This is a genomic window from Actinoplanes sp. CA-015351 (genome assembly GCF_050955685.1).
In the GTDB taxonomy this organism is placed as follows: Bacteria; Actinomycetota; Actinomycetes; order Mycobacteriales; family Micromonosporaceae; genus Actinoplanes.
The window spans coordinates 4,291,273-4,315,959 of the sequence record NZ_CP192102.1; the positions used below are offsets into that span (position 1 = coordinate 4,291,273).

Genomic DNA, 24,687 nt, shown 5'->3' on the forward strand with positions numbered 1-24,687 from the left:
CCACCTGGTCGCTCCGACCACCCGCCCTCCGCCTGTCCCGCGCCCGCCCTCTGCCTGTCCTTCGCTTGGTCGCTCCGCCTGGTCGCTCCAACCACCCTCCGACCGCCCGCCCTCCACCTGCCCTACGCCTGGTCGCTCCGCCTAGTCGCTCCGACCACCCGCCGATCGCCCGCCGCAACCGGACTAAGTGACCAGCCCATGCAACCAGGCGAAGCGACCAGTCGGAGCGCATGACCGTGACGCTCGGCCGCCCATAACGGGACCAGCACATGTCCATGCAGCCTGGCCGCAGCCCATGGCCGCAGCGGCCAGGCGGAGCGCAAGGCCGCCCCAGCCTGGCCGCCGCAGCCTGGACGTGGTGCCGGGGCCACGACGCAGGGCCGTAGTGCCGGGTCACCGTGCCGGGCCATGTTGCCGAGCCGTGGTGTCGGGCCCTGGTGCAGCCGGGACCAACGCCCGGCCGTGGCGTTCGACGCCGGTGCAGGGGCGCCAGGCAATGGCGTATCGCTGCCCGCGCGGCCATACCCATGCATGTTCGTTCTGTGCCCACACCACTGCGGGTGTGGGCACACCCGCAATGGGTGTGGCCGTCGAGAAGAACCTCGTCCGTGCCCGTTTCACCGCGCCTCGCTCAGCCCACCCCATCGGCGGAACCGGCGGCCAGTCCGATCGAGGTGACCTTGCACGGCGCGCTCTCGGGTTTGGGCATTCTGTGGACCAGCAGCGGGTTCGGGCGCCGGCGGCGGCTGTCGTGGCGAGGCGTTGTGCAGATCTTGTGCGGTTCGGCCGTGGTCACGTCCGATCGACCACGAACGCACGAGCTTCGAGAGGGTCGCCGTGGGATGTCGATTTCGGGTGGTTCGCGAGCACCGTGGTGGCGCGCTGCTACTGCAAAGGTGGAGAGCGCCGGCCGGCCGACCGGCCTCTTGTCGAGGCCACGTGTCAGTCGGGCGGCGGCTCCCGGCGGAAGGCGAACAAGTGACCAGCGCTGATCGCCGTCCGGGCCGATCGTCACGGTGGCGGGGGCTCGGCGCTGCGGTTTCGTCTCCGGGTGGTCAGGTCGGCTTCGGTGGGCGTACCCACATGAGGGCGGCCGCAGCTGGCGTGCTGCCGACCACTTCGCTGGCGCGGCGTCCCGGACCATGTCGGCAGGCGCGGGGCAGGCGCGGGGCAGGCATGGATCAGGCACGGGGCAGGCGCCGGGGCGGGGCAGGCACGGAGCAGGCACGAGGCGGGCGCCGGGGCGGGCGCGCGGCGGGCTTGAGGAGAGTTAGCGGAGGCGGCCGTTCGTGTGCAGGGTCAGTAAGGCCTCGACGGTCACCCAGCCTCGCCACTCGAAGCGGGTGATCGGTGTCCAGGCCGGGAAGGCGAAGTCCCAGCCGCCGTCCTCCTTCTGATTCGCGGCCAGGGCGTCCAGGTGTTGTGAGATCACGTCGGCGGGGAACATCGAGCGGGCGAGGCTTCCCGGCAGGGGTGCGAAGTCGAGTGGGCCGTGCACGTAGCCCTCGGCGTGCGGATCCAGCTCGGCGATGCTCGTCACGAACCTGCTCAGCGGCGACCAGGCTGCCGAGGCCCGCTGCCGGTCCGGCACGTTCTCCAGGAAGCGCAGGATGCACAGCACGTCGAACGCGTCGGGCGTGGTCAGGTCGTCGAGGGCCGCCCAGCAGAACTCGGTGGCGCTGGTCACCCACGGATGCGACACGCCGTGTTTCAGCAGCAGACCGGCGATGGACGCGGTCGGGTTGAGCGAGCCCGGCAGCCCGCCGGCCGGCACCCACCACGGCCCATGCGGGCTCGTCGTCGGCAGAACCCACGGAACCCCGCCGTCCGGCCTGGTGATCGACGCCAGATATTTCAGGGAACCGCCGAGCAGGCCGCCGCCGAGCAGGCCGCCGTCGAGCGCGCCCAGCCCGTCCATCACCTGCAACGCCACCTCGACGGGCACCGGCTGGCTTTCCGGGCCGCGCAGGTCCGGTTCGAGCGCGTGACCGAAGCCGCCGTCCGCGTTCTGGTAGGGCCGCAGCGCGTCGATCACCCGCCCGGCGGACCCACCCCGGAAGTGAAAGTCGAACCGCACCCGGTCGAGCAGCCGCCCGTTGACCTGAAGAAACTCTTCCGCCCTGCCCACAGCATCCACCGGGCCACCATAAACAGCCCCTATGACAGAAACAGGGACGGCCGCGACGCCAGGACGACCTCGACCCGCTCCCCCGTCCGCAGCGACTGCACCCCCGCCTCGCAGACAGCCGTGGCCGCGTACCCGTCCCAGGCGGTCGGGCCGTTCGGCTGCCCCGACGCGGCGACGGCGTCGATCCACTCCTGCAGCTCGGTGTCGTAGGCATCCGCGAACCGGTCCTGCCACGTGACGGAGACAGGCACCGGGCCGCCGAGGGTCAGGGTGCCGTTCTCCCCCACGATCTCGCCGCGGATGTCGTACCCATAGCGAATGTTCACGCTGGTCTCGACGTCGACGAGGATGCCGTTCGCCAGCTCCAGGATGATCAGCAGCGGGTCCTGGAGGCCGTGACCGTTCCGGTTGCTGCGGGGCACCAGCACCCGGATCGCGACGATGTCCTCGCCGAACATCCAGCGCACCATGTCGAACTCGTGCACCGCCGTGTCGACGATCGCCATCTCGGTGCGGTAATAGGCGGGAACGTCGCGGTTGCGATGGGCGCAATGCATGAGAAGGGGCGCGCCTATCGCGCCGCCGCCGGCTTCGTTCCGCAGCTTTCGGTACGCGTCATCGAACCGCCGCATGAAGCCGACCTGAACAAGCCGGCTGCCGTGAAAAACCTCCGCGTCGACGATCCGCCGGCACGCTGAAGCGGTCGTCGCCAGGGGTTTCTCACAGAAGACGGGTTTGCCGGCGGCGACAGCGGCGAGCACGTACTGCTCGTGGCTGGGTCCCCAGGAGCAGACCAGCACGGCGTCGCAGGCAGCTATGACGTCCTCGCCGGTGGGGTGCACGACCGCCCCCACGGCACCGCCGACCCGGGCGGCGAGGGTGGTGTCGACGTCGGTGACGGCGACGACCCGGGCGCCGGACAGCACCGAGGTCAGCCGCCGGATGTGGTCCTGGCCGATCATCCCGGTCCCGACGACTCCGACCCGGAGCATGGTCACAGGCCCTGGGACTGCAGGTATTGCCGGGTACGCCGGGCGATCGGCAACGGCACGTCGGCGTCGACCGGGTACATGTCCTGCTCGACGACGACGACCAGAGCGGGATCAAGGTGGGAGAGAGCAGCGAGCACCGCGGGGATGTCGGGACTCCCCGACGGCGGCTCGACACTGACCCCCTGAGCGACGGCCTGCCCGAAAGCCAGATCCTCATCGGCCGCCCGGGCGGCGATGACCGGATCCATCTGCTTGATGTGGACATAACCCACACGATCAGGATATTTCCGGATCATCCCTGGCACGTCGGCGGCTCGGTACGCAAGGTGGCCGATGTCCAGGCACAGCGAAACGTACCGGGGATCAGTCTCCTCCAGGAACCGCTCGGTCTGCGCCTGCGTCTCGACCTGATAGTCGGCGTGCGGGTGGAACCGCAGAGAAAGCCCGTACTCCTCGAAAAGAATCCGGCCCAGCGCGTTGCTGTTGTCGATCAAAGCCTGCCACTGCGCGGAGTCCAGCGAGGGCGAACCGGTGTATGCCCCGGTCACGTCGTCGCGATACCCCGGCACCGGTACGAAGATCAGGTTCGTGGCGCCGACGGCCTGAGTGAGCGCGGCGACCTTCCGCGTCTCGGCGAGGACGAACGCGAAGTCCTTGTGCGGCCCGCCCGCCCCGGCCACCGTCCCGGCGACGATCGTGAGCCCTCGGGCGGCCGTCTCGTCGAGCAGCCGGCCGGGGTCGGTGGGCAGATAACCGTAGGGCCCGAGCTCCAGCCGCGAGTACCCCGCCGCAGCGAGTTCGTCGAGGAACCGATTCCACGGGGTCTGCCGGGGGTCGGACGCGTACCAGACCCCCCACGAGTCGGGACAGCTGCCAAGAAGCATCGGAACATCCCTTCCTAGATCATCAGCCGGCGTACCTCGTCCTCGGTGGGCATGGCGTCAGCGCAGGCCAGCCGGCCGGCGACCAGCGCTCCGGCCGCGTTGGCGAACCGAAGGATCTCCGCCAGGTCCCAGCCCGCCAGCAGGCCGTGGCAGAGCGCGCCACCGAACGCGTCCCCGGCTCCGAGCCCGTTCACCACGTCGACCGGCACCGGCGGCACGGTCACCCGCTCCCCCGTGGACCGCCGCGACGCGAACACTCCGTCCGGTCCCTGTTTCACCACGGCCAGGTCCACCCCGGCCTCATGCAGAGCGTCGGCGGCAGCAACCGGCGACCGGACACCGACGGCGGTGTCGCACTCGTCAAGGTTCCCGGCCGCGACACTCACGAGCGGCAGCGCCTGCCGGTAGAAAGTGCGGGCGTCGTCGCGGGAGGCCCAGAACATCGGCCGGTAATCGAGGTCGAGGACGGTGATCCCACGATGAGCACGCGACGACAGAGCGTGCAGAGTGGCGGCCCGGGACGGCTCGGCGGACAACCCGGTCCCGGTGACCCAGAAGACTCCGGCCGAACCGATGGCGTCCAGGTCCAGTTCAGACGGGGCGATCTCCAGGTCAGGAGCCTTCGGATAGCGGTAGAAATACAGCGGGAAGTCGTCCGGCGGGAAGATCTCGCAGAACGTCACCGGCGTCGGCAACCCCGGCACCGCCGTCACAAACCGATCGTCGACCCCGAACCCGCGCAGCGCCTCGTGCAGGTAATCCCCGAACGGATCAGCCCCGGTACGCGTGATCACGGCGGAAGACCGCCCCAACCGGGCCGCCGCCACGGCCACGTTCGTCGGACTGCCGCCGAGGAACTTGGCGAAGCTGCGGACCGCAGGCAGCGGCACCCCGGTCTGCTCGGGGTAAAGATCGACGCCGATGCGCCCCATCGTCAGGACTTCGAGCATGGTTCCATCCATGCAACGGGTTGTTACGAGCCGGTGTCAACCCGTAGGGCGCCGCAGCTCGTGGGACAACTCGGTCAGCTCGTCGCCGCCCGCCATCTGGGTCACCAGCTCGTCGAGATCCACTTCGGAACGCTGGCGGTCGAGCACGGCCCGGCCCAGCTTGAGGATCACGAAGTGGTCGCCGACCAGGTACGCGTGATGCGGATTGTGGGTGATGAACACGACCCCGAGGCCGGCGTCCCGGGCCGCGGCGATGTATTTGAGCACCACCCCGGACTGCTTCACACCGAGGGCCGCGGTGGGCTCGTCGAGGATCAGCACGCGAGCGCCGAAATACACGGCTCGGGCGATCGCCACCGATTGACGCTGGCCGCCGCTGAGCGTACCGATGGGCTGGTTGATGTCGGTGATGGTGATGCCCATCTTGCGTAACTCGGCGTCGGCGATCAGCCTCATCTCCCGGGTACGCATCCCGGCGAGGGGGAACCGGCCGTAGGTCAGCTCGGAGCCGAGGAAGAAGTTGCGCCAGACCTCCATGAGCGGCACAACGGCGAGGTCCTGATAGACGGTGGCGATGCCGAGGCCGAGGGCGTCGCGCGGCGACGAGAACGACTGTTCGGCGCCGTCGACGCGCAGCGTGCCCTCGTTGTGCGGATGCAGGCCGGAAATGATTTTGATCAGGGTGGACTTACCGGCGCCGTTGTCGCCGAGCACGCAGGTCACCTCGCCGGCGTCGACCCGCAGGTTGATGCCGGCGAGGGCGCGGATCGCGCCGTAACTCTTGCCGACGTCGGTCATCTCGATCAGCGCCATGGTCAGCTGGCCCTTCGCGCGGTGAAGATTCGTTTGATGTACAGGTTCACCAGCACGGCGAGCAGCAGCATGACGCCGAGGAACGCCTTGAACCAGTTCGGATCCCAGCCCGCGTACACGATGCCGAGGCTGGTCATCCCGAAGATGAACGCGCCGATCGCGACGCCGATGACACTGCCGAAACCGCCGGTGAGCAGGGTGCCGCCGACGACCGCGGCGATGATGTAGAGGAACTCGTTGCCGACGCCGCCGCCGGCCTGCAACGTGTTGAAGCGGTACAGCTGGTGCATCCCGACGAACCAGCCGAGGAACGAAACCCCCATGAAAAGCCCGATTTTGGTACGCACAACCGGCACACCCGCAGCCCGGGCACTGTCCGCCGCACCGCCCACCGCAAAGATCCAGTTCCCGATCCGGGTCCGCTGCAGGATCCAGGTGGCGAGGACGATGAATACCAGCCAGAACAGCACCGTGTACCAGACGGTGACCGTGCCGATCGTGAAGCTGGACGCGAACCCGGCCCGCAGGCTGCTGAACCCGTCGATCCCGCTGATGTCGGTGGACGACACCGACCCGGTGACCAGTTTGGTCACGCCGAGATTGGCGCCCTGGAGCACGAAGAACGTGCCGAGCGTGATCAGGAAGCTGGGGATGCCGGTCCGCATCACCAGCCAGCCGTTGAGCAGGCCGACCGTCAGGCAGAAGATCAGCGACAGCAGCGCGCCGATCCACAGGTTGACGCCGAGGTACCAGCAGAACATCGAGTTGACGAGCCCGGCGCTGTAGACGATCACACCGGCCGACAGGTCGAACTCGCCGCCGATCATGAGCAGTCCGACGCCGACCGCCACGATCCCGATCACCGACGACTGGTAGAGCACCGTGAAGAACGAGTCGGCGGACCGCAGCGACGGCGCCACGGCCAGGAAGAACACGAAGATGGCGAGCGCGGCGGCGAAGGCGCCCACGTCCGGCCGGGCGAGGATGCGGTTCGACCACGTGACGCTCATGGATGAGCTGTACCGCTTCCCGGACGCGAAGGTCAAGAGTCCGGTACCAGCAGCCGGCGGTGGAAGCCCTCAGCGACGGCGGCCGCCCGGTCCGAGACGCCGCGCTTCGCGTAGATGCTCAGCAGGTGGCTCTTCACCGTCGCCTCGGTGATGAACAGCCGTTTCGCCGCCTCCGGGTTCGTGTTGCCGCCGGCGACAGCACCGTCTCACCACGCGCCGCGGCACGGGCGTCGCGTGCCGCGCCGGGTTCGGACTCGATCCGCAGCTTGCCGCCGTGCTCCTCGACCCGCTGCCGCATGATCGTGAGGCCGTGCCCGGTTGCGCCCGGTTGCGCCCGGCGACAGTGTGAACCCGGATCCGTCGTCCAGCACGTCGAGAGCCACCTCGTCGTCCAGATAGGACAGCGTCACGCCCGCTCTGGTGGCATCGGCGTGCCTGGCGATGCCGGCGAGGGCCTCCTGGGCGTGCGCAGCAGGGCGAACTCGGCGTCCGGCGTGACCGGCCGGGGCGTCCCGGTCGTCGTCACCGTCACCGGCAGCCCGTGCAGCGCCGACCATCGTTCGGCTGCCTCGGAGAGTGCGCCGGTCAGGCGTACCGTCGCCAAGGTCTCCGGACGCAGAGCGTCCACCGATCGCCGCGCCTCGGTGAGGGCGGCCGCGCCATCCGGTGGGGTCGCCGAACCCACCGATCGGTGGGTTGCGGCCCGGACCGATCGGTCCCGGTAAGCGGCTCAGCGTCCTGTTCTTCCTGCCGATCATGACTACGTGAGCAAAGGGCCGGGCGCGAAGGTAGAGGTCACGGCGCGGCGCAACGGGTTGACCGGAGCGCTGGCCGACTTCCGCGTGGGCACGAAGATCTATGCGGCGGTGCTGTGCTGCGCGGTGGTCGCCGCTGTTGTCGGCATCGTCGGTCTGACCCGGCTGGCCGCGATCAACGACGACATCAAGGCGATGAAGACGCAGCACGTCGACAGCAGCCTGGCGCTCAGCAGCCTGCGCGGTGCGGTGGGCCAGGGCTTCTCGGCGCTGTTCGGCTGGGCCGTGACACCGGCGGCGCAGCGGACCCAGGCGACCCGGGACAACGTGACCGCGAGCGACGATGCCACCGTTGCCGCGATCGCGGACTACCAGAAACTCGCAACCGGCTCGGCCAGCAGGGAAGCCGCTGCCGCCGACGTCGCCGAGACGTTCGCCTACTTCCAGAACCTCCGTGACTACGCGCTGTTCCAGGAGACGCCGGCAGCCGGGTTCGACCCGCCGGCCGCTGACCAGGTGGTGACCGTCTGGCAGCAGACCCAGGCGGATCTCCGTGCGTCGATCGTCTCGCTCCAGGACGCCGAGAACGCCGAGTCGACCGCCATGGCCGCGCATGCGGAGGACGCGTACCAGTCCGCCCGTAATCAGGTGATCGGCTTCCTGATTGTCGGCCTGGTTCTCGCCCTCGCTCTCGCCACCGTCATCTCCCGGCTCATCGGGCGGCAGCTCGGCAGCGTGTCCCGGTCCCTGGAAGCCGTCGCCAGGGCCGACCTGACCGTCGGCGCCGAGGTGCACGCCCGCGACGAGCTCGGCGCCATGGCGGTCGCGGTGAACACCGCCCGCGACGGCCTGCGGACCATGGTCGACCGGCTGACCACCAGCTCCCAGACACTCGGCGCCAGCACCGGCCGGCTCAGCCGGGCCACCGAACTCATCGGACAGTCCGCCCAGGACGCCGCCACTCAGGCCAACGTGGCGACCATCGCGGCCGGTGACGTCTCGCTGAACGTGCAGACCGTCGCGGCCGGCAGCGAGCAGATGGGCGCGTCGATCCGCGAGATCGCGTCGAACGCCTCCGAGGCGGCCCGGGTCGCCAGCGAGGCCGTCGGCGTCGCCGACAGCGCCAACGCCACGGTGTCGCAGCTGGGCACGTCGAGCGCCGAGATCGGCAACGTCATCAAGACGATCACCGCGATCGCCGAGCAGACGAACCTGCTGGCCCTGAACGCGACCATCGAGGCGGCCCGCGCCGGCGAGATGGGCAAGGGCTTCGCGGTGGTGGCCTCCGAGGTGAAGGACCTGGCCCAGGAGACGGCCCGGGCCACCGAGGACATCGCCCGGCGGGTCGAGGCGATCCAGGCGGACAGTTCCAACGCGGTGGCCGCGATCGGCGAGATCTCGTCGATCATCGCCCGGATCAGCGATTACCAGACGACGATCGCGTCGGCGGTCGAGGAGCAGACGGCGACGACCGGCGAGATGGCCCGCAGCGTCGGCGACGCGGCCCAGGGCACGTCAGCGATCGCGGGCAACATCGACGGGGTGGCGACGGCCGCGCAGACGACGACGGCAGCCCTGGACGAGGCCAACGAGACAGCGACCGAGCTGGCCGGCATCGCCGCCGAGCTGCAGACGGTCGTCTCCCAGTTCCGCGTCTGACGTGCGTACCGGAAGAGGAGCGGGAGCGGAACGCTCAGGGTGACTCGGTGAGGGTTGCCAGGTTGTCGAGGGCCATCCGGGTGCCGGCCTCGTTGTCGGCCGGCGAGATCGCGTCCGGGACGCCCTCGTGCAGCATCGTCACCTCGGTGCCGTCCCCGGAATCCACCAGGGTCGTGGTGATCGTCATGGTGCCGCGCATCGACTCGTCGGCGGTTTCGAACTCCAGGGTCTCGACCACCTGCTCATCAACGACGAGGCGGACGAAATGTCCATGATAGGTGTCCGTCGATTCCGCTGATTTACCCGAAATATCCGGCAGATCGTAAGTGAGGGAAACCCGGAAAGCGCCACCCTCCCGCGCGTCGAACTCGTGCACGACGCTCGTCATCCCGACCGGGACCCGCCAGCGGGCGATCGCGTCCGCGGAAAGAAGAGCGGAGTAGATCAACGCCCGCGGGGCATTGATACGCCGAGACACCTGCGTCGAGTACATGGACGCCAGGATAGTTGTGGCCGCGATCACTCTTTCAGGTGGTTTGGGGTACGGGTGTGGCTGGGAAGTACGTGAGCCACGATCACGGGGCACCGTCACTTCCGCCCCTCGATGACCCGAAACTACGAGGAGACGAGCATGACCGTCGCCGTTGAAACCGCTCCCGCCGTCGACTCGTCGAAGAGCGTCGCCGACTCGTCGGCGAGCACCGACCGGGCCAGCGAACTGATCAACGCGATGGCGGCCCTGCCCGCCGGACACCCGTCGCGCGCCGCTCTGCGGGACCGGGCCATCGAGGCGTGGCTGCCGCTCGCCCGGCACCTGTCCAACCGGTACGCGAACCGGGGCGAGCCCCGCGACGACCTGTACCAGGTTGCCATCGTCGGTCTGATCAAGGCGACCGACCGGTTCGAGCCGGACCGCGGTGTCGACTTCGCCGGCTTCGCGATCCCGACGATCGTCGGCGAGCTGAAGCGGCACTTCCGGGACAAGACCTGGTCGGTACGCGTACCGCGCCGGCTGCAGGAGCTGCGCCTGGCGATCACGGCGGCGAACAGCTCGCTGAGCCACACGCTGGGCCGCTCCCCCACGGTCACCGACATCGCCGAGCACCTGAAGATCACTGAGGACGAGGTTCTCGAGGGTCTTGAGGGTGCCCGGGCGTACAACTCGACGAGCCTCTCCACCCCGGTGGCGGACAGTGGCACCGAGCTGGGCGAGACCCTCGGCGGCCTGGACGCCGAGTTCGAGGTCGCCGAGCTGCGTGTCGCGCTGGGTCCGGCGCTGGCCCGCCTGGACGAGCGCGAGCAGAAGATCGTGAGCCTGCGCTTCTACGGCAACCTCACCCAGACGCAGATCGCCGAGCAGGTCGGTGTCTCGCAGATGCACGTGTCGCGGCTGCTCACCCGGGCGCTGACGAAGCTGCGCCGCGAGCTCGACTCGGTGGCCTGACCCAAGACCAGTTTCGACGACGCCGTCCCGGCACTGCCGGGACGGCGTCGTCTTCATGTCCGGAGAAAACCAAATCCCGATCAGCAGCCAGATAACAGACCGATTACGCCGTGGCGGCCGACCCGCCCTGATCACCGCCGGCGCCGCCACCGTCGCCTGGCTCCTGGCCGCCGACGTGATCGGCCACCCCGACCCGATCTTCGCCCCGACTGCCGCGCTCGTCGTGCTCGGTGAGTCCCGGGGCCGCCGGCTGCGCCAGACCACCGAGATCGTCCTCGGTGTGGCGGCCGGGATCCTGATCGCCGAGCTCACCGTCCTGGCCCTCGGTCCCGGCGTGCTCACCCTCTTCGTCGTCCTGCTGTGCACCGTCGGCCTGATGATCGCGGCGGGTGCGAGCAGCACGCTGGTCGGCCAGGCGTCGCTGTCCGCGCTCTATCTGGTTGTCGTCGCCGCACCGCAGGGCCAGTTGATCCCGTTCCGGTTCATCGACGCGCTGATCGGCGGTGCGGTCGCCATCGCGGCCAGCCAGCTCGCGGTGGCACGCCGGCCGCTCGCGCCGCTGGTGGCCACGGCACGGCGGACCTACTCCGACGTGGCGGACCTGCTCGGTGATCTCAACGACGCCCTGGAGAACGGCGACGAGCCGGCCGCCGAGGACGTCCTCGAGCGGGCGCATCGGCTGCACGACTGTGCGGACCATCTGCGTACCGAAGTGGAAGCCGCCGCCGAGACGGTGAGATTGCGTATCCGCCGCCGCAGGCGGCTCAGCCAGCTGCGCGACGTCGAGCAGACCGCGCACCAGCTCGATCACGTGGTCCGCAACGTGGGGATGCTGGCCCGCCACGCGGCAGCGGCGATCCGCCTGAACACCGTCACGCCACCCGACCTGCGGCGCGCGATCGAGGCGTTGAGCGATGCGGTCCGCGCGGCCGGGGAATCCCTCGCGACCGATCTGACCGGTGGCGATCCCGACCGGCATGCCGGGCAGGCCGACGCCGACGCCCTGGATGCGGTCCGGATCGCCGGGAAACTTCTCGAATCAGGCCCGTCGCCGACGCTCACTCTGGTCATCGGCCAGATCCGGACGGCGGCCGTCGACCTGCTGCGCGGTGTGGGCCAGGACGACGACCAGGTCCTCAGCAGGGTGGATGAGGCCTTCGGATGGGGTCACGATTAGACCTGCCTGTTTACTGGGATTTGCCCAGGGCATACTGTTGCCCTCATACAACTGTTCCACGGAAGGACGGCCCTGGTGCCTGCAATTCGGACGCTGTCGGTTCTCATCGTCGACGACGACGACGCCGATAGCCTGATCATCGAAGAGGCCCTTGAGGCGAGCCCGATGGCTCCGGTGATCCATCGAGTCGCGGACGGCGTCCAGGCCCTGGAATACCTCCGTGACACGAGCACCCAGCGCCCCGACCTGATCCTGCTCGACCTCAACATGCCCCGGATGGGCGGCCGTGAGGTCCTCGCCGAGATCAAGAACGACGCCGACCTCAAGACCATCCCGGTCGTGGTCCTGACCACCTCGCAGGCCGAGCTCGACGTGATGGCCAGCTACAACCACCACGCCAACGCCTTCGTCACGAAGCCGCTGGAGCTCGAGGCGTTCGAGAACGCGGTCCGCCAGATCAACCGTTTCTACGGCGACATCGCGGTCCTGCCCTAAGACCCCACCTCTTGGGTACGCACGAAGCACAGCGATGGCCGGCCCACTCGTGGGCCGGCCATCAGTGTGTTCCGATCAGACCGTGGCGGGCACCGGCTGCTCAGTGGCCGGCGCGGCACCCGGCGCCGCGGCCCGCCGGGCCCGCTGCGCTCCGATCACGCAGAGCACCAGCCCGGCCGTGACCCACCCGGCCAGCACGATGATCGAGTGCGCGGCGCCGTTGCCGTCGAAGAACGCGGTCGACCGCAGCAACTGTCCCCCGGCACCCGGCGGCAGCAGCTGGCCGAGCGCGCCGGACCATCCGGGCAGCATCTCCGGTGCCGACGCGCTGCCGGACAGCGGGTTGCCGACCAGCATCATGGTGGCCGCGCCGAGGCCGAACCCGACGTACCCGAACAGCGACTCCAGCCCCAGAATCGTCAGGGAGGTAGCGGCGATGGTCAGCGCGATCGCACCGGCGTTCTCGGCGTAGACCCCGTCGAGCGATCCGAACCAGAACTGCAGGATCGCGGCCATCGCGAGCCCACCGGTGATCGCGAAGGCGAGCGCTCCGGCGATCCGCCGGCCGCTGCCCCGGACCAGCCGGGTGAGCAGCACGGCGGCGAGCATGCCGCCGATGACCAGCGGCAACGCGCCGGCGGCGAGGCCGGCGCCACGCGGGTCGTCAGCGGGCAGGCTGACGACGTCCCGGACCGCGACGGCCGGGCTCGTGCCGTCGGCCTGCGCCTGGGCGAGCGCGGTGCCGACGCCCTGCAGGGTCTGCGCGACCGAGACGCTGGCGGCGGAGGCGGTCAGGACCTGCGGTGTGCCGGTGCTGACGTCGATCGCGCCGTACACCTCGCGGTCGCGGATCAGCTGCTCGGCGGCAGCGGTGCCGTCCACCACGGTGATGTCGAAGGCGTCCGGCAGGCGCTGCGACACCGCGGCGCTGACCTGCTGGACCGCGGCGGCCGGACCGGCGACGGCGATCGGCACGTCGTGCACCGACGACCGCACCGACGGCCAGGCGAACGCGGTCAGCAGCACACTGATGATCAGGGTGAGCAGGACGACGGCCCGGGTCACGACCGACCAGGGCGACGAGACCGACGCGTCGTCGGTGAGCGGGGCCTGTGCAACCATGATGAGCTCCCTAGGAGAACGACTGTTCGTTTTAACTGTGCACAGAACCACGTGAGCTTGTCAAGAATGAACGTTCGCTTTAGATTCGGAACATGCCCCGAGCAGCGCCGAAAGATCAGGCGACGGCTTCTCACGCCGAAACACATGTCGTGACCGCGTCGCTCGACACCCCGCACCCCGCCGGCCCTGCCGCCGGCCGCCGCCGCTGGTTCCGGCGCGGTGCGGTGATCGCGGTGATCGTCCTGTTCGCCGTCGAACTCTTCCTCGGCTGGCCGTCGCTCTCCTCAGCCGTCGGCCAGCTCAAGGCCCCGGACCCCCGCTGGCTGGCCGGCGCCGTCGTCGCCGAGCTGATGGCGATGGGCATGTACGCCCGCATGCAGCACACCCTGCTGCGCTCGGCCGGCCTGCGTGTGCCGCTGTACCGCAGCGTCGCTCTCGCGTACGCCGCGCACTCGCTCAACGAGACCCTGCCCGGCGGCCCGGCGTTCTCCACCAGCTTCAACTACCAGCAGATGCGCCGTTTCGGCGCCACCCCGGCCGTCGCCTCCTGGTGCATCGCGCTGTCCGGCATCCTGTCCACGACGGCCCTCGCGGTGGTCACCGCAGGCGGCGCGCTCGCCTCCGACGGCACACCCCATTGGTACGGCCTGGCGGCGCTCGCCACCGTGATCGTGCTCCTGGTCGTCGGCGTCCAGCGGGTCAGCCGCAACCCGGCCGTGCTCGACCCGGCGGCCCGCGCGATCCTGGCCCAGGTCAACCGGATCCGCCGCCGCCCCGCCGAGGCGGGCCTCGACCACGTACGCGGCTTCGTCGGCCAGCTCGGCGCCGCCCGCCTGACACCGGGCCGGGGGTTCGCCGCCGCCGTCTTCGCCGTGCTGAACTGGGGCCTCGACGCCGTCTGCCTGTGGATGTGCGTACGCGCCGTCAGCAACGAGGAGATCAACGCGACCCAGCTGCTGCTGGCGTTCTGCGCCGGCATGGCCGCGGGTACCGTGACGATCATCCCCGGCGGCCTCGGCATCATCGACAGCGCGCTGATCCTCGGCCTGGTCACGGGAGGCATCGCCACCTCGACGGCGATCGCCGCGGTGGTCCTCTACCGCATCATCAGCTTCGGCTTCATCATCGGCGTCGGCTGGATCTCCTGGCTGATCATGCGCCGCCGCCACCGCATTTATCTGGCGGCCAAGGCCCGGTGACGCCGGCGGTCAAGGGGCGCCGAAACCCAGCGGCACTGGGTGTCGGGCCGGTGACTCACGGCTTGTCCCTCGCGTACACCAGGCGGAGCATCCCCGGTGAAGCCGTGAATCGCACCCGGAGGGACCCGGGACATGTGGCGCCTGCTCATGGATCGACCGCTGGTCAGGATCGCGGCACTCGCCGCGATCCCCATCCTGCTGCTCACGGCCGGCACGGTCTACCTGCTCCGGCTCTCGTCGGACACGGCGGGGGCCCGCTTCGGCGAGCCGGCACCGCCGGGGTCGTCGGCATCGGCATCGCTGGAGTCGAGCCACGTCGCCGCCAGCGATGCCGATGCCGACGCGGGTCCCGGCACAGACCCGCGCACAGATCCGGGCTCGGACCCGGGCACAGATCCGGGCACAGATCCGGGCTCGGATCCTGGCACGGACACCGGCTCGGGTCCCGGCACAGACCCGGACACCGGCGCCGACCCCGCCACTGGTCCCGGTCGCACGCCGGTGATTCCTACCGAGACCGAGCGACTCAGCTCGACCAGCTCTCCGACGACCGCGCCTCAGCCACCCTTGCCGAAACACGCGACCATCTCGGTGGGCGGGGTCCGCCTCGACAACAGCATTCCGAGCAGCAACACGTGCGTGACGTTCGCGAACACCGCCTTCGATCAGCCGATCCGGGCCGCCGGCGCCGTGGTCACCGACGGACCCGGCTACATCGTCGTCGACGACAGCGAGTGCCGGAGTGCCGACCTGCTGCAACATCCCTTCCGGTCCTGCGAGGACGTGGTGCTGGAACCCGGTGGCCCCGGCTGCGACACCGGCATCGCTGTCGGTCCGGACGGGCCGCCCGAGGTCAGCGGCCCGGACGCGGTCCAGCGTGACGCGACGATCCGGCTCCGGCTCGAAGCCACCTGCACGTCCCGCGAGGGCACGCCGTGCTCATCGCTGGACGACAGCCACTCGCCGTCGGCTGCCGCGCCGATCGAGGTCTCCTGGACCGATGGCGGCCGGGAGCGCACGGTCTTCGTTCTGGAGCAGCCGTCACCGGCAACTCAATCAAGTAGGTGAATCAACTGTCGGGCCGCTGACTCACGGGTTGTCCTGCGAGCGCACCGCGCGCAGGATGCCGGGTGCCGCGCGCCGCACCGGCGCCCACCCTCGGAGGGAACAGCGTCTGATGTGGCGCCCTCAGCTCAAGATCGTGGCGATGGCCGCCCTGCCGGTGCTACTTCTTACCGGCGGCATGACCTACCTCCTGCGGTTGTCCTCCAGCACCGGCGCTGTCGTCTTCTCGTCGCCGTCGGGCTCGGCCGTCCCCGAGTCCGCCGCTGTTCCCGGCGAGCCCGGAGCCTCCCGCAGCGCCGGCAGCAGCGCCGGTGCGGCCCCCGGCACGTCCAGCTCCGAAAGCCCGGCCCCGGGAGCCACCACAGGCATGGTGCCCGGCGCCACGACCGGCACCACGGGCACCACCGGTGCGTCGCCCGGCACGTCACCCGGATCGACTCCCGCAGCTGCCGGGTCATCGTCGCCGCCGAACAACCCGCCGAAACCGGAACGCGCCACCATCACCGTCGGCGGCGTCCGCCTCGACAACTCGGTGCCGAACGACGACCGCTGCCTCACCTTCACCAACACCGCGTTCGACCAGCCTGTCCGCGTCGTCGGCGCGGGCGTGCCCGACGGGCCCGCGTTCATGATCGCGACCGAGAGCGAACGCTGCCAGGACCCGGACCTGCTCGGCCACTCGTTCCGCTCCTGCGACGGCGCGACCCTGGAACCCGGCGGCACCGGCTGCGACTCGGGCGTCGGCGTGCGCTCGGGCGGCCCACCGGAATCGGACGGCGGCCTGAAGGCGGTGCAGTACTCCGGCACCCTCCAACTGACGCTGCGAGCCACCTGCACCTCCCGCGCCGGCCAGCCGTGCGCGTCACTGCCGGCCCGGTTCGCGCCGTCGTCGGCAACGCCGGTCGAGGTCACGTGGACCGATCCGGGGCGTACCCGGTCGATCGTGGTGGACGAGGAACCCCCGAGCCCTTCCCCCCATGGAGGCTGAACCCCAGCCGGCCGGTTTCCTCACGCACGCCCGGGAACTCGCCAACATCGTCGCGCCGGTCACCCTGGTCACCGCGCTCCTGCTCTACTTCGGCTACATCGGTACGCGCGCCCGCCTCGAATACTTCGGCGTCTACCTCGACATGACCGGCCTGTCGAACCAGGACCTGGTGATGTCCGGCCTCGAAGTGGTCTACTTCCCCGCCGCGATGATCTTCCTGGCGCTGCTGGCCGGCGCCCTGGTACACGGCGTCGTCACCTGGCTGCTTTCCGCGCCGCACCGCGACCGGGAGACCCTGGTGGTCGCCGCGATCACCGTCACCCTCGGCGTCCTGGCGATCGGCCGGGCGCTGATCGGCCTGTTCAACGTCGAGGTCTCCCGCGTGGAGACCCCCGGCACGACACCCCTGGCCCTGGCCCTCGGTCCGCTGCTCGTCTTCTACGGGGTCTGGATCGGCTGGCGCGTCGTCCAGCGCCAGGCCGCCCCCGACTCCCGCCTGCTGACCTGGCACGCCAGCCCACCGGTACGCCAGGTCCGCCTGGCGGCCCTCGCCGCGGTAGCCGGTCTGCTGGTCGTAGGCTTGTTCTGGGCCGCGAACAGCTTCGCCTGGGCCTTCGGCACCGGCCGCGCCTACGAGGAGGCCGGCAACCTGGCCAACCGTCCGGAACTGATCATCGACACGAAAGACCGCCTGGCCGAACCCCCGGCAGGCGTGACCGAGACCCCACTCCCCGGCGACGGCTTCACGTATCGCTACACCGGCCTGCGCCTGCTCATCGAAGCCGACGGCCGCCTGTACCTGGTCCCGGCACCATGGACAGTCACCAGCAAGACCCTCATCATCGCGTTCGACGACGAGATCCGCGTCCAGCTGATCCCCTGACTGCCTGTCCAGCCCTTCACGCGCCCCGCCCCCGCCTCCCGTTCTTTGTTGACCTGAGCGCCCTCGACTTTCGCCACCCCCGACTTCCGCCACCCCCGACTTCCGCCACCCCCGACTTTCGCCACCCGCGACCCCGCCGGGCGACCAGGCTCGTCGCCTGAGAACCGGTGGCCCTGCGGATCCGCCAGGCCGACGCGGCTTCCCGATACAGACCGCCGCGCTCCGCCCGCCCCGTCCTGCCCTTGCCTGGCCTGGCCTGGCCTGGCCTGGCCTGGCCTGGCCTGCCCTGCCCTGCCCTGCCCTGCCCTGCCCTGCCCTGCCCTGCCCTGCCCTGCCCTGTCTGGATCTTGTGGACTTCCCCGCAGACGTGTCCGCACAACTCCACAAGATCGAACAGGCCCCGGCCGATCTTGCGGAGTTCCGCGCAAACGGTTCCCCGAAATCAACAAGATCCGTGGAGCACCGCCTCACCATGCCGGAACTGTGAAGCGCCGCGTTCACGACGCCGGAACTGTGAAGCACCGCGTTCACGACGCCGGAACTGTGAAGCACCGTATTGGCCGAACATGCCGCGGATGGCCGTCCCGCAAACTCGTGCACTTGTGGTCGATCAGCCGGCCGAACCGCACAAGATCTCTGAGCGGCACCTCGCCCCGAGAAACCGCCACGCCGTCACGAACCCGCTACCGCTCCACAAATGACGGAACTCTAGAGCGCCTGCATGGTCGGGGAACTCAACAAGATCGACCTGAGCACCGCGCTGGCTGCTGACAGCGGTTGCCGGACGGGCGCTCAGTCGGGCGCTTGAGGCGTACCCAAGCAGCCCGGCGGCGGACGTCGCGGGCCGGCGGTAGGCGTTCGGGCCTATGGCTAACCGTTCGGGCCGGCGGCAAGCGTTCGGGCTGGCGGCAAGCGTTCGGGCCGGCGGCTAGGTGTTCGGGCTGGTGGGAGCTAGAGCGCTGGTCAGGGTGTCGATCGCGCTGTCGTAGGCGTGCTGCGGCGGCGTGGCATAGCCGACCACGACGCCCAGCGGCGAGTCAGGCGGGTGGGCGTAGAAACGGCTCAGGCCGTCTACGGCGACCCCGCGCTCGGCGAGCCGTGCCAGGATCTCGCTCTCGGTGCCGGCCGAAGCCGGCAGGTGCAGGACCGCGTGCAGGCCGGCGGCGATCCCGGACAGCCGAGCGCCGGGCAGCCGTGCCTCGACCGACCGGCCGAGATGGTCGCGGCGCTTGCGGTATCGCAGGCGGCAGCGCCGCAGGTGCCGGTCGAGGTCACCGCGGCGGATCAGGTGGGCCAGGGCCAGCTGATCGATCACGTTCACATAGGCCTCGTCGTAGCGCATCACCTCGCGCAGCGCCGGCACCAGCGCGGTCGGTGCGGCGATCCAGGCGATGCGCAGGGCCGGGGCGACGGTCTTGCTGACCGTTCCGGTGTAGACGACGTGCTCGGGCGCGAGGCCCTGCAGCGCGCCGACTGGCTGCCGGTCATAGCGGAACTCGCCGTCGTAGTCGTCCTCGACGATCACCGCGCCGGTACGCCGCGCCCAGTCGAGCAGTTGGACCCGCCGCCGCGGACCGAGGGTGACGCCGAGCGGGAACTGATGAGCCGGGGTGAGCACGATCGCGGCCGCGTCACCGAGACCGTCGACGACCAGACCACCGGCGTCGACCGGGACGCGGTGGACCCGGTGGCCCAGGTGCTCGGCGAGAGCGGGGTAGTCGAGCAGAGTCGGGTCCTCGAAGGCCACCGTCTGCCCGGTCGTCATCAGGATCAGGCGCAGAGCATGCGTGTACCCGGCGCACACGATGATGTTCGACGGCGCGGTGATCACACCCCGGGCCCGGCCGAGATAGTCGGCGAGGGCCGACCGCAGCTCGAGCGATCCGGTCGGGTCGCCGTAGGCCAGCGCGTCGTTCGGAACGGTCTGCAGCACGTGCCGGGTCGCGGCCAGCCACTCGCGGCGCGGGAACATCGACAGATCCGGCAGCCCGGGCCGCAGATCGAACCCGGGCACCGGCGGCCGGAACGGCCCGGTGGGCGGCAGCTCCGGGCTGGGCGCCGGACCGGGCCGGGGCGCCACCACCATGCCGGATCGCGGACGGGCGGTCAGATAGCCCTCGGCAGAGAGCTGTTCGTAGACCTGGGTAACGGTTCCCCGCGCGACGCCGAGCTCCTCAGCGAGAGCCCGTGACGAGGGCAGCCGGTCACCTGGTGTGAGCCGTCCGGTGCGTACCGCCTCGCGCAGGGCCTGCTCGAGCCCGCGCCGCAGACCGTGCTCCCGGTCGATGCGCAGGTGAAGATCCCAGCCGCTTCTGGCCCACTGATCCGCCATGCGACTGGACTATATCGATGGTCCAGATAATTCCTACCGTGAAAGCATGAAGCATCTCGCGATGGCCATCGGCCTCACCGTGCACACGTCCGAGCACCGGGACGGCGAATATCGGCGGCGGTTCTGGCGGGTGATCAGGCAGACTCGCGGTCATGTCCGCCACAGCCCGCAGCGTCACCGACCTCCTGAAGACTGATACGAAGCTGAAGTACCTCTACTTCTGGGGACATCAGCCGGAGCGGGACGGCAGTGTCGGCGCCGGGTGTCTGAGTCAGTGGTCGGCGGAGTCGTTCACCGTGGACGGGCGGCGGTTCTCGACGGCCGAGCACTACATGATGTGGCGCAAGGCGACCCTGTTCGGCGACGAGGACACGGCCGAGCGGATCCTGGCCGCGCCGCATCCGAAGGCGGCGAAGGACCTCGGCGGCCGGGCGACCGGATTTGATCAGCAGACCTGGAACGAGCACCGGTTCGCCGTCGTGGTGGACGGCAACCTCGCCAAGTTCACCCAGCATCCGGCACTCGGCGCCTATCTGCGCGGCACCGGCCGGCGGGTGCTGGTCGAGGCCAGCCCGATGGACCGGATCTGGGGCATCGGCCTGGCCCGCGACGACGAACGCGCCGCCGACCCGCGCCGGTGGCGTGGCCTGAACCTGCTGGGTTTCGCCCTCATGGAGGTCCGCGACCGCCTCGGATAGGGTTCCGGTCGTGCGTGGTCCCACCCTTCTCTGTGTCGCCGTCGTGCTGCTCGCGGCGGGTTGCTCGGACCCGGCCGCGAGCCCGTCACCCAGCACCGGCGTCGCGCCCGGCCTCTCCGAGAACAGCCTCGTCGTCGACGGTCTGACCAGGGACTATCTGCTCTACCGGGCCGCGGCGGTGACCGGCCCGGCGCCGCTGGTGCTGGTGCTCCACGGTTCCAGCGAGAGCGCCGCCATGTCCGAGCAGCAGCGCGGCTGGGACCAGGCCGCCGACCGGCACGGGTTCGTGGTCGCCTACCTCGACGGCATCAGCCACAGCTTCAACGCCGGCAGCTGTTGCGGCCCCGCGGCCGCGCGACACATCGACGACGTCAGCGCGTCACTCGCCGTCATCGACACGATCAGCGAGGGTACGCCGATCGACACCACCCGGGTCTACGCGGCAGGATTCTCCAACGGCGCCGGTCTCGCGTACCGTCTGGCCTGCGAGACGGACCGCTTCGCCGCGATCGGCCCGGTCTCCGGCAGCGAGATGACCCCCTGCGTGACCCGCCGCCCGACCTCCATCCTGCACATCCACGGCAACGCCGACATCGTCATCCAACCGCGGGGCGGCAAGCTACCGAACGGCTCGGTGACGCCACCGGTGGGCGAGGTCCTGTCCGCGTGGCGCACCGCGATGTCCTGCGACGCGGCGACCGAGACGACGAAGGGCAGGGTCCACTCGTCGGCGGCTGCCTGCCCCGACGGCCGCGACGTTAACCTGCTCCTCGTCGAGGGCCTCCCCCACACCTGGTCCACCGACAGCACGGTCCTCGACACCACCGAAACCCTCGCGCAATTCTTCGACGCCCACGCCCACTAGTGCGTCCTCCAGGAGACGCGTACCGGGCCGGAGCAGGCCGTTCTCGAAGAAGATTCTCCCCGCTCGAGTTTCGGTGGCCGCCGCGGGCGGAATGCCGATTTCGGGTGAGCCGCGAGCCTCCTGGTGACGCGCTGCCACCACAACGGCGGAGAATGCGCGCTGAGCCCCAGCTGGGCGTGTCGACTTCGGGTTCGTTATGCAGTTCGTTATGCACCCCAACTCGACACGCACACCGCGTGGCTGTCCGCGGTGTGGTGGCCCCCTGGGCTCCGCGCGGAAACCGGGCCCGGCCAGGGACCGAGCCGTAGTCCAGCCACGAAATCAAGCCCTCAAACCATGGCTGGACCACGGCCGGGCAACACCAGCCGTAGATCAGCCACGTCATCGCACCCTCAGAACAGGTCTCAGCTACGGCTCACCCCGCCATCCACGCCGACGTCGCCGTCCCCGGCAGGCGACATCCTCCGTTGGCCAGCAGGGTCAGTGCTGTCAACCCACTCGCGGACAACGCTGACAACCAGCAGGACGCGGGAGCGGTGCCAGGTCACGGTGTGGGGTCAGGCTGGCTCACCCGGCAACCGCTCGTGGACGCCGCACCAGCTACCGAGCCTCGCCGTGTACCAGCTGAGCGGGGCCGTTCAGAGATCGTCCAGTCGCTGGGAAGAGGGGCTGCCTAGCTTGCTGGCGTGACATCGAACGCACTGGAAGAGGCCGACGTTGTCGTCGTCGGGTCGGGGATGGGTGGGCTCGCGGCCGCGCGGATGCTGGCTCAGTTCGGCGGGCGGCGGGTTGTCGTGCTGGAGCAGCATTACACGCTCGGCGGGATGACCCATGAGTTCTCGCGGGAGGGGCGGTTCCGGTTCGGGACCGGGCTGCACTACATCGCCGCGAACGCCGGGCCGTTCCTGAACTTCATGACGGACGGGCGGGTTCAGCTTCAGCCGCTGCCGGACGACTACGACCTGCTGCACTTTCCTGACTTCGACTTCGCGGTTCCGGCCGGGCGGGAGAACTACAGCGCCCGGCTCAAGGAGCGGTTCCCCGATGAGGCGGAACGGCTCTTCCCCGCCACCTATCGGACCTCGCACGACCAGCTCGAACGCAGCATCCGGGACCCTCAGCTGCGGGCGATCCTGGCCGCGCGGTGGGGGCTGTACGGCACACCGCCGGACAGGAGCGCGTTCGGTTATCACGCCGCGGTGCCGACGACGTTCTTCATGGAGGGCACCGCGCATCCGGTCGGCGGTCCGCACGAGGTGAACCGGATCGTCCTGGAGATCCTCGGGCAGCGAGGGGTCGAGGTGCGGGCCCGGCAGCAGGTCACCCGGATCGTCGTGGAGAAGAACCGGGTGACCGGTGTCGACGTGGAGGACACCGCCACCGGCCGCGGCTATCGGGTGAACGCGCCGACGGTCGTGTCGGCGGCCGGGGTACGCAACACCTACGCGATGCTCGGGCGTGAGCAGCCGGCCCTGCCCCCAGAGCCGTCCGCCGTGATGCTGTTCCTCGGGCTCAACACCTCACCGGCGGCTCTGGGACCGAAGGGCGAGAACCACTGGCTCATGGATGACGGCCACACCCTGTACGTCTCGTTCGCCTCGCTGAACAACCCGGCCGCCCCGTCACCACACCGTGGAGGTCCTCGAACTCGTCGACCCGGCCACCTTCGACCGGTGGCGGGGCAGCGACCCGGAACAGCGGCCGGAGGAGTACCGCAGGATCAAGGCCGAGCTGACCGAACGCCTGATCGCCCGTCTCGACAAACAGTGGCCGGGCATCCGGGAGACGATCGCCTTCGCCGAACTCGCCACCCCGCTGTCCTTCGAGACGTATCAGCACAGTGTTCTCGGTTCGTTCTACGGGCTGGCGGCGACTCCGGCGCGGCTGCGATCGATGGCGGCCGGTACGCGTACCGATGTGAAGGGTTTGGTAGTCGCAGGCCAGGACGCGTGGGGTTCGGGGGTGGTCGGCGCGCTGGCCGGCGGGTTGATGGCCGCGAACGCGGTGCTACCAGGCCGGCAGGTCGGCGCGATTGGAGGTCGTCTACTTCCTCTCCCGGGTGGGACACGGCAGCCGCATCGATCGGGAGGCACTGTGCGCCTACCGCAACGTCACCAGGGTTCACCTCTGCGGGCCGGCCGCGATGATGCAGGACGTCATCGGGCACCTGACCAGCCTCGGTGTCCCTCGCGATGCCGTGCACACCGAGGCGTTCGTCTCCGGACGCAGCCGGGAGACCCGCCGGGAACGCGCGCACGCCATCGCTCTGGCCGCCGGGAAAGCGGGTGTGACCCGGTTCGACATCCGCGACGACGACACGACTTTCCCCTGTTCGCCGGGGCAGACCGTGCTCGACGCGGCGAACGCGGCCGGTGAGCCGTTCCCGCAGTCGTGCGGTGAGGGCGCGTGCGGGACCTGCCGGGTGCGGATCGTCGCCGGTGCCTACGAGACCGATCCGCGTGGCATGTTCTCCACCGACGAGCTCGCGGCCGGCTGGCGGCTGGCCTGCCAGACCCTGCCGGCCGAGGACCTGACGGTCACGCTCCGGCCCTAAGAAAGATATCGGCCCGGCCGGTGGTTCATCGCCAGGACCATGTTGAGGACGACGGCGCCCGCCGCGGAGAGCAGCGCGGCGCCGATCGGCAGCACCAGCAGCGACAGCAGGATGACGACGCCGTCGAGGGCCATCTGGACGTACCCGGCGCGCCAGCCCCAGCGGTCCTGGCTGATCAGGGCGATCACGTTGAAGCCGCCGAGGCTCGCGCCGTGGCGGAAAATGATCAGGATGCCGATCCCGGTGGCCAGGTTTCCGGCGATCGTGGCGTAGACCGGGGTCAGCTGGACCAGCGACATCATCGCCGGGTGCAGCAGGGAGAACAGCGAGACCAGACCGATCCCGGCGGCCGAGCGGACCGTGAACGACCATCCGCGCCGGGTGATCGCCAGCAGCACGAACGGCACGTTCACCACGACGAACACGGCGGCGAGGGGCCAGCCGGTGGCCTGTTCGATGAGCAGGCCGAGCCCGGCGGTGCCACCTGTGGCGATGCCGCCGGACTTCAGCAGGAACAGGCCGAACGACGCCAGGAACGCCCCGGTGACGATGCCGACCACGTCCTCCACCCGGGTGTGGCGCAGGGTCGTCGTCGGTTGGTGAAGGGTTTCCGTTGTCACCCGATAATGATCAAGGCGGGCGGGCGATCTGCGCTATGTGATGTCTTCCGACTG

23 protein-coding genes and 1 pseudogene are annotated in these 24,687 nt (G+C 69.9%); 12 read left to right on the top strand and 12 right to left on the bottom strand.

All coding sequences use genetic code 11. The features are described 5' to 3' along the window. Nucleotides 1-1,270: 1,270 nt before the first annotated feature. The 8 genes and pseudogenes from ACQP2E_RS19855 to ACQP2E_RS19890 all read right to left on the bottom strand — a co-directional run bounded on the left by ACQP2E_RS19855 (nt 1,271) and on the right by ACQP2E_RS19890 (nt 7,462). Nucleotides 1,271-2,137, bottom strand: a complete 867-nt coding sequence (locus ACQP2E_RS19855) for a hypothetical protein (protein WP_433824406.1) — start codon at nt 2,135-2,137, stop codon at nt 1,271-1,273. A gap of 20 nt (nt 2,138-2,157) precedes the next feature. Beyond that, on the bottom strand, nt 2,158-3,120 hold the full coding sequence (locus ACQP2E_RS19860; RefSeq protein ID WP_433824407.1) for a Gfo/Idh/MocA family protein: 963 nt from the start codon (nt 3,118-3,120) through the stop codon (nt 2,158-2,160). A 2-nt stretch (nt 3,121-3,122) separates the two neighbouring features. Next, nucleotides 3,123-4,004, bottom strand: coding sequence for a sugar phosphate isomerase/epimerase family protein (locus ACQP2E_RS19865; protein ID WP_433824408.1), 882 nt, complete (start codon nt 4,002-4,004; stop codon nt 3,123-3,125). A gap of 14 nt (nt 4,005-4,018) precedes the next feature. Then, nucleotides 4,019-4,954 (bottom strand): 5-dehydro-2-deoxygluconokinase, encoded by a 936-nt coding sequence (gene iolC, locus ACQP2E_RS19870; protein WP_433824409.1) that lies wholly within the window; start codon nt 4,952-4,954, stop codon nt 4,019-4,021. A 36-nt stretch (nt 4,955-4,990) separates the two neighbouring features. Continuing rightward, nucleotides 4,991-5,767 carry an ATP-binding cassette domain-containing protein gene (locus ACQP2E_RS19875; RefSeq protein WP_433824410.1) on the bottom strand — a complete coding sequence of 259 codons (777 nt, stop codon included), beginning with the start codon at nt 5,765-5,767 and terminating at the stop codon, nt 4,991-4,993. Between the two features lie 2 nt (nt 5,768-5,769). Next, nucleotides 5,770-6,777: an ABC transporter permease gene (locus ACQP2E_RS19880; protein ID WP_433824411.1), complete on the bottom strand. Its 1,008-nt coding sequence runs from the start codon at nt 6,775-6,777 to the stop codon at nt 5,770-5,772. Between the two features lie 32 nt (nt 6,778-6,809). After that, a pseudogene (locus ACQP2E_RS19885) lies at nt 6,810-6,974 on the bottom strand (LuxR C-terminal-related transcriptional regulator); the annotation flags it as partial. 209 nt (nt 6,975-7,183) lie between these two features. Then, complete coding sequence (locus ACQP2E_RS19890; RefSeq protein WP_433824412.1) at nt 7,184-7,462, bottom strand: hypothetical protein; 279 nt, start codon at nt 7,460-7,462, stop codon at nt 7,184-7,186. Between the two features lie 79 nt (nt 7,463-7,541). Between ACQP2E_RS19890 and ACQP2E_RS19895 the strand changes: the two genes are divergently transcribed. Further along, the gene (locus ACQP2E_RS19895) at nt 7,542-9,191 is read left to right on the top strand and encodes a methyl-accepting chemotaxis protein (RefSeq protein ID WP_433824413.1); all 1,650 of its coding nucleotides are present in this window, start codon (nt 7,542-7,544) and stop codon (nt 9,189-9,191) included. Nucleotides 9,192-9,225: 34 nt separating this feature from the next. Here the strand turns inward: ACQP2E_RS19895 and ACQP2E_RS19900 are convergent, their stop codons facing one another. Further along, nucleotides 9,226-9,684: an SRPBCC domain-containing protein gene (locus ACQP2E_RS19900; protein ID WP_433824414.1), complete on the bottom strand. Its 459-nt coding sequence runs from the start codon at nt 9,682-9,684 to the stop codon at nt 9,226-9,228. 138 nt (nt 9,685-9,822) lie between these two features. Here ACQP2E_RS19900 and ACQP2E_RS19905 point away from each other — a divergent pair, with 138 nt between their 5' ends. The 3 genes from ACQP2E_RS19905 (at nt 9,823) to ACQP2E_RS19915 (ending at nt 12,307) form a co-directional block, all read left to right on the top strand. Further along, a complete protein-coding gene (locus ACQP2E_RS19905; protein ID WP_433824415.1) occupies nt 9,823-10,635 on the top strand; it encodes an RNA polymerase sigma factor SigF in 813 nt (270 codons plus the stop codon). Between the two features lie 55 nt (nt 10,636-10,690). Then, nucleotides 10,691-11,812, top strand: a complete 1,122-nt coding sequence (locus ACQP2E_RS19910) for an FUSC family protein (RefSeq protein WP_433824416.1) — start codon at nt 10,691-10,693, stop codon at nt 11,810-11,812. Nucleotides 11,813-11,896: 84 nt separating this feature from the next. Next, nucleotides 11,897-12,307 (top strand): response regulator, encoded by a 411-nt coding sequence (locus ACQP2E_RS19915; RefSeq protein ID WP_433833983.1) that lies wholly within the window; start codon nt 11,897-11,899, stop codon nt 12,305-12,307. 75 nt (nt 12,308-12,382) lie between these two features. Here the strand turns inward: ACQP2E_RS19915 and ACQP2E_RS19920 are convergent, their stop codons facing one another. After that, entirely contained in the window at nt 12,383-13,429 is a 1,047-nt protein-coding gene (locus tag ACQP2E_RS19920; RefSeq protein WP_433824417.1) for a hypothetical protein, read from the bottom strand. Between the two features lie 149 nt (nt 13,430-13,578). Between ACQP2E_RS19920 and ACQP2E_RS19925 the strand changes: the two genes are divergently transcribed. The 4 genes from ACQP2E_RS19925 (at nt 13,579) to ACQP2E_RS19940 (ending at nt 17,564) form a co-directional block, all read left to right on the top strand. Further along, entirely contained in the window at nt 13,579-14,628 is a 1,050-nt protein-coding gene (locus tag ACQP2E_RS19925) for a lysylphosphatidylglycerol synthase transmembrane domain-containing protein (RefSeq protein ID WP_433824418.1), read from the top strand. A 132-nt stretch (nt 14,629-14,760) separates the two neighbouring features. Next, the gene (locus ACQP2E_RS19930) at nt 14,761-15,696 is read left to right on the top strand and encodes a hypothetical protein (RefSeq protein ID WP_433824419.1); all 936 of its coding nucleotides are present in this window, start codon (nt 14,761-14,763) and stop codon (nt 15,694-15,696) included. A 109-nt stretch (nt 15,697-15,805) separates the two neighbouring features. Next, a complete protein-coding gene (locus ACQP2E_RS19935) occupies nt 15,806-16,681 on the top strand; it encodes a hypothetical protein (RefSeq protein ID WP_433824420.1) in 876 nt (291 codons plus the stop codon). Further along, nucleotides 16,671-17,564 (top strand): hypothetical protein, encoded by an 894-nt coding sequence (locus tag ACQP2E_RS19940; RefSeq protein ID WP_433824421.1) that lies wholly within the window; start codon nt 16,671-16,673, stop codon nt 17,562-17,564. The genes ACQP2E_RS19935 and ACQP2E_RS19940 overlap by 11 nt, the downstream gene beginning before the upstream one ends. Nucleotides 17,565-18,492: 928 nt before the next feature. Here the strand turns inward: ACQP2E_RS19940 and ACQP2E_RS19945 are convergent. Continuing rightward, entirely contained in the window at nt 18,493-19,896 is a 1,404-nt protein-coding gene (locus tag ACQP2E_RS19945; protein WP_433824422.1) for a PLP-dependent aminotransferase family protein, read from the bottom strand. 152 nt (nt 19,897-20,048) lie between these two features. Here ACQP2E_RS19945 and ACQP2E_RS19950 point away from each other — a divergent pair, with 152 nt between their 5' ends. The 4 genes from ACQP2E_RS19950 (at nt 20,049) to ACQP2E_RS19965 (ending at nt 24,013) form a co-directional block, all read left to right on the top strand. Then, entirely contained in the window at nt 20,049-20,594 is a 546-nt protein-coding gene (locus tag ACQP2E_RS19950) for an NADAR family protein (RefSeq protein ID WP_433824423.1), read from the top strand. 10 nt (nt 20,595-20,604) lie between these two features. After that, nucleotides 20,605-21,459 carry an alpha/beta hydrolase family esterase gene (locus ACQP2E_RS19955; RefSeq protein ID WP_433824424.1) on the top strand — a complete coding sequence of 285 codons (855 nt, stop codon included), beginning with the start codon at nt 20,605-20,607 and terminating at the stop codon, nt 21,457-21,459. A gap of 686 nt (nt 21,460-22,145) precedes the next feature. Continuing rightward, nucleotides 22,146-23,606, top strand: coding sequence for a phytoene desaturase family protein (locus ACQP2E_RS19960; RefSeq protein WP_433824425.1), 1,461 nt, complete (start codon nt 22,146-22,148; stop codon nt 23,604-23,606). Further along, nucleotides 23,603-24,013, top strand: a complete 411-nt coding sequence (locus tag ACQP2E_RS19965; RefSeq protein WP_433824426.1) for a flavin reductase family protein — start codon at nt 23,603-23,605, stop codon at nt 24,011-24,013. The genes ACQP2E_RS19960 and ACQP2E_RS19965 overlap by 4 nt, the downstream gene beginning before the upstream one ends. On the opposite strand, the gene ACQP2E_RS19970 is transcribed toward ACQP2E_RS19965, so the two are convergent. Beyond that, on the bottom strand, nt 24,010-24,633 hold the full coding sequence (locus tag ACQP2E_RS19970; RefSeq protein WP_433824427.1) for a YitT family protein: 624 nt from the start codon (nt 24,631-24,633) through the stop codon (nt 24,010-24,012). The two genes, ACQP2E_RS19965 and ACQP2E_RS19970, sit on opposite strands and share 4 nt — an antisense overlap. Between the last annotated feature and the right edge of the window lie 54 nt (nt 24,634-24,687).